The organism is Coleofasciculus sp. C1-SOL-03 (assembly GCF_040220555.1).
GTDB lineage: Bacteria > Cyanobacteriota > Cyanobacteriia > Cyanobacteriales > Coleofasciculaceae > Coleofasciculus.
In genome coordinates this window covers 21,827-28,703 of the sequence record NZ_JAVJUO010000188.1, presented here as the reverse complement: position 1 = coordinate 28,703, position 6,877 = coordinate 21,827, and the positions used below count along the sequence as shown (strand labels likewise).

Genomic DNA, 6,877 nt, shown 5'->3' with positions numbered 1-6,877 from the left:
GGAGGGCAAGGTGGACAAGAGGACAAGGAAGGAAAACCGTACAGAATCTTGTTCGGTCAAACTCACTTCTAAAAGCCGAAACGCCCGATTTTTCGTTCTCACTCTTCCTTGTCTACTGGTCTACCTGTCTCCCTTGTCTTACCTCCACCCCAATTTAAAAAACCTACCCTTATGAGTTACCCCCCACCCCCTTAGTAAAACAACACACAGTTATTAAGGTTGGGTGGGTCAAGGTGTAGGGGCGGGTTTCACTACTATCTCTTCGGTTGCACCCAGATACAACTAAACCCGCCCCGATACGCAGGTTTCGTGATTTCCCGTGAAAAGTTAGGTCAAAACATCAAGATGGTGGCAATTCCAGTGCGATCGCGCCCAGTAGTCCTTTGCGAAAATCATTCACTAACTGTCGGGCTGCACGCTCCCCGTCCCCTTGGTAGCGCGTCTGTGCCAAGTCCTGTAAGTAAGATTCACCCGTGATCCCCGTTGGATCTACATCATAACGGTTGTGTAAGGAAGACGTAGAAGTGCGATCGGCTGTAGCTATATCCGGCAATCTTTTCAGCAAATCTACAAACCCAGAAGCAACCCGCTGATTATCGTAAGACGCCTCACCAATATCATCACAGATGGCTAATTTTAGAGCATCCTCTTGATTTTGTAGCTTGGCGGGAATAACACCGGGCGCATCCAACAGTTCAATCTGATCGCTAATCCGTACCCAACGCAATTGACGGGTGACACCCGGACGACGAGCGCTGTCCACCACACGCCGCCCCAAAAGTCGATTAATCAGAGCCGATTTACCCACGTTGGGGAAACCAATCACCACCGCACGCACCGGACGAGGCTGCATCCCGCGATTTTTACGCCGTTGATTCATCTGGACTCCAGTTTGCTGGGCGGCTTGGGCAACCTCTCGAATTCCTTTCCCCTGCTGGGCATTTGTCCAGTAAGGCGTTTCCCCTTGCTCTTGAAACCAGGATGTCCACAACTGCTGCGTCTTGGGTGTAATCAGATCCATGCGGTTGATCACCAAGATTCGGCTTTTATTCCCCACCCACTCAGCGGTTTGCGGATGATGAGTGGTAAGAGGAATCCGCGCATCCCGGACTTCCAGCACAACATCCACTCGTTTGAGCTGTTCCTTGAGTTGCCGTTCGGCTTTAGCAATATGTCCGGGATACCATTGAATGGTCATGGGTTATTGGTCATTTGTCATTGGTCATTTGTCAGGGAATAGGCAATAGGCAATAGGCAATAGGCAATAGGCAATAGGGAACCAGTCATGTAGGGTGGGCAAGGGTGATCAATGTTGAAATGCTTATCCTATCATTCTGTGCTATTGCCCACCTCACGGTATCTTGAGGGTGATCAAGAGTGTTGGCTGATATCCGTTATACCTTTGTATTACGGCACAACTAGCACGGGACAGGGTGACAAATTAATCACCCGATTGGTGACGCTTTCGGAAGCGCCATCCTCAGTTAATCCCAATCCGCGACAGCCCATAATAATTAGATCGGCATTAATTTCGTCAGCGACATCACAGATAGTAAATGGGGGTGTGCCTTCCCGACTCAAGGTTTCTGGCTTAATGCCATACTGGTTAAACATGGCTTGAGCGCCTTTGAGTAGTTCGGCAACCATCTCCGGGGACATGATGTCCGGATTTGGCGATGGGTCATCCGGGTTGGGTTTTTCAACAACCGAGAGTAAGACTAAGTTACTTTCATACTTTTGGACGATATTGGCGACAACTTCCGCCGCTTCACGGGCTTCTCGGCTTTGGTCAAGGGGAAATAAGACAGTCTTAAACATTGTAATCACCTTGAAGGACACGGACTCCGGTAAAATGTGGACGGGAAAAGAGAATACATACTCTTGATCCTAATGATTGAGTGGATTGCTCTATAGATGCAAGTCTGGGGGCAATCATTAAGCATACAACCACTGGCACGCGATCAGATCGCAAAGCATCAGATACAGGCAATTAGAGGAGAGTATTACTGTGTCCAAAAAAACTGTAGCAAATTTAAATGAGTCCGATTTAGCCGGAAAACGGGTATTGGTGCGAGCCGACCTGAATGTGCCACTAGATGAGAATGGTACGATTACCGATGATACCCGCATCCGAGCGGCTCTGCCGACAATCCAGGATTTAATCAAAAAGAATGCCAAGGTGGTTCTGTGTAGCCACTTAGGGCGTCCTAAGGGACAAGTGAAGGACAGCCTCCGCCTAACACCCGTGGCGAATCGTCTGTCTGAATTACTGGGTCAAACAGTGGTCAAGTGCGATGACTGTATTGGCGATGGGGTTAAGTCTCAGGTTAACAGCCTAGATAATGGTCAGGTGGCGTTACTGGAAAATCTCCGCTTCCACCCAGGGGAAGAAAAGAATGATCCGGAGTTTACCAAAAAGTTAGCCGCCCTAGCTGATGTTTACGTCAATGATGCCTTTGGTACGGCACACCGCGCCCATGCTTCAACTGAAGGAGTCACTCATCACCTACAGCCCTCCGTGGCGGGGTATTTGATTGAGAAAGAACTCCAGTATCTGCAAAATGCGATTGAAAATCCCCAGAATCCCTTAGCCGCAATTATTGGTGGCTCTAAGGTGTCGAGTAAGATTGGCGTGATTGAAACCTTACTGGATAAGGTGGATAAACTGCTGATTGGCGGTGGCATGATTTTCACCTTCTACAAAGCCCGTGGCTTGAGTGTCGGTAAGTCGCTGGTGGAAGAGGATAAGTTGGAGTTGGCAAAGTCCTTGGAAGCGAAGGCAAAGGAAAAAGGGGTAGACTTACTCTTACCCACAGATGTTGTCGTTGCTGATAACTTTGCTGCTGACGCCAATTCTCAAACCGTAAGCGTTGAATCAATTCCTGATGGCTGGATGGGGCTAGATATTGGTCCTGATTCCGTGAAAGTCTTCCAAGATGCATTAGGCGATTGTAAGTCGGTGATCTGGAATGGTCCGATGGGGGTATTTGAGTTTGACAAATTTGCCGCTGGCACCGAAGCGATCGCGCGGACTCTAGCCGATCTGACGAAGAAAGGCACAACCACAATTATCGGCGGTGGTGACTCGGTTGCGGCTGTGGAAAAAGTTGGTGTGGCTGATCAAATGAGCCATATCTCCACAGGTGGTGGGGCAAGTCTGGAATTACTCGAAGGTAAGGTACTTCCTGGTATTGCCGCATTGGACGACGCTTAATGGTATCATTGCACGTCTCTACCTGATTTCGGGATAATGGCACTGAAAATTTGCATTAGGGAATCGCCGAAATCTTTGATAGACCGTAGGGTGGGCATTGCCCACCAGCATACCAGTCAGTGGCATTCGATTTAGGGATAAGGGCGGGTTTTGTTGTTCATTTATCGGTGGGGAGGGCGGGTTTTGTTGTTCATTTATCGGTGGGGAGGGCGGGTTTTGTTGTTCCGTTAGTGGTGAATAGCTGACTTTAGTCCCTAAACCCGCCCCTACAGATTCCCTAAACCCGCCCCTACAGATTCCCTAACTTGCACCGCTATCAGGGAAAATGTATCATTGCTCCCCCAGCTCCCCCAGCTCCCCCACAACACTTATTCAGCAGACCCTAATTCTTGGCAGTACTGAGAACTTCGACTAAAGCCTGATAAGCTGGTTTGGGGCGATAGGATTTATCAAAGATTAAGGGCAAGTCGGGCTGACCGACAAAGCTGGGAATCCAGGTAAATTTATCGGTAAATCCCCAGGTGACAAACGCTGTACAGTTGGGCGCTTTTAGACAGACGCCTAACATATCCTGATATACTTTTGCCTGTTTGACCAATCTCTCTTCCTCGGTTCCTGTACCGTTGTGGATTTGGACATCCATTTCAGTAATATGTACCTCTAATCCCAATTCTTCCAACCGCTTGATATTGGTGGCTACGTCTTCGGGTTTGGGCGGATTTTTTATGCTTTTGTGCATCTGCAAACCGACGCCATGAATGGGGACATCTTTCTCTAGCAAATCCTTAATGAAGGCGTAGATCGCATCCGATTTTTCGCCTAATCCTTCTCCGCCATAATCATTATAAAATAGGAGCGCGTTGGGGTCAGCTTCATGCGCCCAGCGAAACGCTAACTCAACATAATCTGATCCAATTCCTTGCTGCCAAATGGTTTTTCTGAGAGAATCTTTACCGCCAACGGCTTCATTGACGACATCCCAGGCAACAATATCACCTCGGTAGTGACTGACTACGGTAAAGATATGTCGCCGCAAAATATCTATCAACTCTTCCCGCGTCCACTCGGTTTCAGTTAACCAGTCGGGTAAACTGCGGTGCCAAACCAAGGTGTGACCGCGTATCTGCATCTGATGGGCTTTAGCAAAGGCAACGATTTCGTTAGCAGCGGTAAAATCGTAGCGATCGCGTTCTGGATGAATTGGCTTAATTTTCATCACATTCTCAGGTGTAACCATGTTGAACTCCCGCGCCAATACCTCTCGATAGGTGGGATCGTTGCGAAGGGCATTTATTGATACGGCTGCACCTATGTGGACGTTTTGTTCTTGGGCTAAAGAACGCAAGGTTATATCGCCCGGTTGGGAAATGGCAGGAATAGAAAAGAGTAATGTGACTGTTAATCCTAAGAGAATTAAGGCACTCAAGCTGAGATATTTATTCAAGCCTTTGACTATCATTTATCGTTTTTGCTTTTTTCAACATCTATTCTATTATTATGCCCAATCCGCTACCCCATTTATCATTATTTTCTGCATCAATCGTTTAACGATGCCGCTTGACAGACATAACTAACCCGCTAAAATCCCCCATCTCCCCTATCTGTAAGAGATAGTCCGTTACTTTTGCCCTCATACACCCGTTAAAGTCGGTACTCGGTTAGCTTGGGCTTTTTGTAAATCCACAGTTAAATTTTCACCACTGCGACGGGCTTCCCAGGAACCGGAGTCAACGCCACCGATACTCCACTGTCCCTGCATAAAGTCTTCCGATTCCGAGATTGTACCAGTGTAACTAATGGGATAGTTGGAACTCGCTAAATAGCGTTTAACGAAGCTAATCCGGCGTCCAATAACTTCCCCAGTTAGTGACGCTTCACCCAAGTAGCTGTCATCTAAGATATTACCCGTCACAGTATTGCCACTATGCAGCAGTGTTGCCTCAAATCTTGTGGGAACGCCCCACTGCCAATAGGTTCCTAGCCAAGTTCCATTTACATCTGCCATCGGTGAAACGTTTAGAATATAAGGGGTGCGATCGCTATTTTAACTAAATCCAACTCAATTCTGAAACCCATCCACCTAAATTAAGCAATTATAGCTAGTCCAAGAAGGCAGAAGTCCGAAGGCTCCAGGGCAGAAGGCTATAAGGAACTCATGGTAGCTGCTTTTAAGGAGCTTGTTAACTGGTTAGTATTTGAAGCCGCGCTGCACTAGTTTTCTCCAAAGTAAAACACTAATTATTTGTACTGAGAATACATTAGAATTGACAGGGATCGCTAACTGGGGAATGTAATCCAATTTGAATCCAAAAACGTTTCGTCTCTCGAATAGAATCATCTTGTGGATAGCGCATAATTCACATTGATATTTAGCACGTTATCGAACAATTTGTCTGGTTTCTTCACGAATTGCCATGTTGGGCTGCAATCATCGCATTGATATGAGTAAAAATACGATCAAGTTCTCCAATCGTATCGAGGTCTACTATCTCTTCAGGTGTGAGTTGGTCAGATTTTTGTTTCGCGCCTGTTCTCGATTTAAAGCTACTCCATTGGGCCAAATTTGTAGTTTTTGCCAAATTTTCTGGGCGGAAACACTACTCAATACAGATGTGGTATGACGGGGACCCGTTAGAGAACTGCGAATAGTTGGGGATAAGGAATCAAATCCGATATCAGGAAGTCCTAATGCTTCACGCACGCCCATACATGATTGTAAACTGTCGGACTGATCAAGCAGCGAAAAGAGATCAAGCTGAATAGGATTTTTAGTATTATCCGTAGGTAAATGATGCCAAACATGGGTGGGAGAAGGAGGCTGGTAATTGGTCGCCATTTTTTTTTGACGAAACCCGACAAAAAACACACGCTTTCTCTTTTGAGGAACTCCGAAAGATGAGGCTGATAGGATAACTTTAATCACTGTATAGTTTTGACTCAGGGGACGTTCAATAACCTCTTTAAGATAAGATGTAAATTTTTTGCCCACCAATGCGGTAACATTTTCCGCAACAAAAGCAATTGGTTCAATTTCTAACACCGCCCGGATGAATTCTGGAAACATATCTCGACTGTCTTTTTTTCCTTTCTGACGACCGGCGACAGAAAACGGTTGACAGGGGGGTCTACCATGGATTACATCAACCAAGCCTCGATAATCTCGCCAGTCTACCTGTGTCACATTCCCAGCTTCTCCTGCAAACACTGTCCATTCTGGTCGAGCATTTCTCAACGTAACACCAGACTCAGGTAAGATATCGTAGGATGCAACATGGGTAAATCCAGCGCGATCAAAACCCAAGTCTAGACCACCACCACCACTGAATAAAGAGAGCGATCGCCAACCGTTATTCGCTAATTGTGGCATTAAATCTTCAGGATTGAGTCGAGGGACATTAATTGGATGAACCGGAGTTCTTCCCTCACCTCGGATAGCCTTGGCTTTGGCTTGACTCGACGCCTGAGAACGTTTCCGGTAAATCTCTCGTTCCTCCTCAGTAATGTCCCAGCCTTGATGCCAAGATGATTTTGTCATCTGTCGTCTACCTTGTTCTAACTAAAAGAGTTAACCTTGATTGAGTATAAATCTATTACAGAGTTATATTCAACGGCAGGAAATGATTATGATGACAAATAATAAAGTTCCCGCGATCGCATACCTAG

General features: G+C 46.6%; 6 protein-coding genes. 1 reads left to right on the top strand and 5 read right to left on the bottom strand.

The annotated features are described in order from the left end of the window. Window positions 1-340 precede the first annotated feature (340 nt). Together ylqF and RIE73_RS28930 are read right to left on the bottom strand one after the other, a co-directional pair. The gene (ylqF, locus tag RIE73_RS28935; RefSeq protein ID WP_446404456.1) at window positions 341-1,198 is read right to left on the bottom strand and encodes a ribosome biogenesis GTPase YlqF; all 858 of its coding nucleotides are present in this window, start codon (window positions 1,196-1,198) and stop codon (window positions 341-343) included. 209 nt (window positions 1,199-1,407) lie between these two features. Next, window positions 1,408-1,818 carry a universal stress protein gene (locus RIE73_RS28930; protein WP_446404455.1) on the bottom strand — a complete coding sequence of 137 codons (411 nt, stop codon included), beginning with the start codon at window positions 1,816-1,818 and terminating at the stop codon, window positions 1,408-1,410. Window positions 1,819-2,008: 190 nt separating this feature from the next. Here RIE73_RS28930 and RIE73_RS28925 point away from each other — a divergent pair, with 190 nt between their 5' ends. After that, on the top strand, window positions 2,009-3,214 hold the full coding sequence (locus tag RIE73_RS28925; RefSeq protein ID WP_446404454.1) for a phosphoglycerate kinase: 1,206 nt from the start codon (window positions 2,009-2,011) through the stop codon (window positions 3,212-3,214). A 382-nt stretch (window positions 3,215-3,596) separates the two neighbouring features. Here RIE73_RS28925 and RIE73_RS28920 read toward each other — a convergent pair whose 3' ends face one another. The 3 genes from RIE73_RS28920 to RIE73_RS28910 form a co-directional block, all read right to left on the bottom strand. Beyond that, window positions 3,597-4,673, bottom strand: coding sequence for an endo-1,4-beta-xylanase (locus RIE73_RS28920; protein ID WP_446404453.1), 1,077 nt, complete (start codon window positions 4,671-4,673; stop codon window positions 3,597-3,599). A 171-nt stretch (window positions 4,674-4,844) separates the two neighbouring features. Next, window positions 4,845-5,219: a hypothetical protein gene (locus tag RIE73_RS28915; protein ID WP_446404452.1), complete on the bottom strand. Its 375-nt coding sequence runs from the start codon at window positions 5,217-5,219 to the stop codon at window positions 4,845-4,847. Between the two features lie 480 nt (window positions 5,220-5,699). Then, a complete protein-coding gene (locus tag RIE73_RS28910; RefSeq protein ID WP_446404451.1) occupies window positions 5,700-6,749 on the bottom strand; it encodes a DNA cytosine methyltransferase in 1,050 nt (349 codons plus the stop codon). Between the last annotated feature and the right edge of the window lie 128 nt (window positions 6,750-6,877).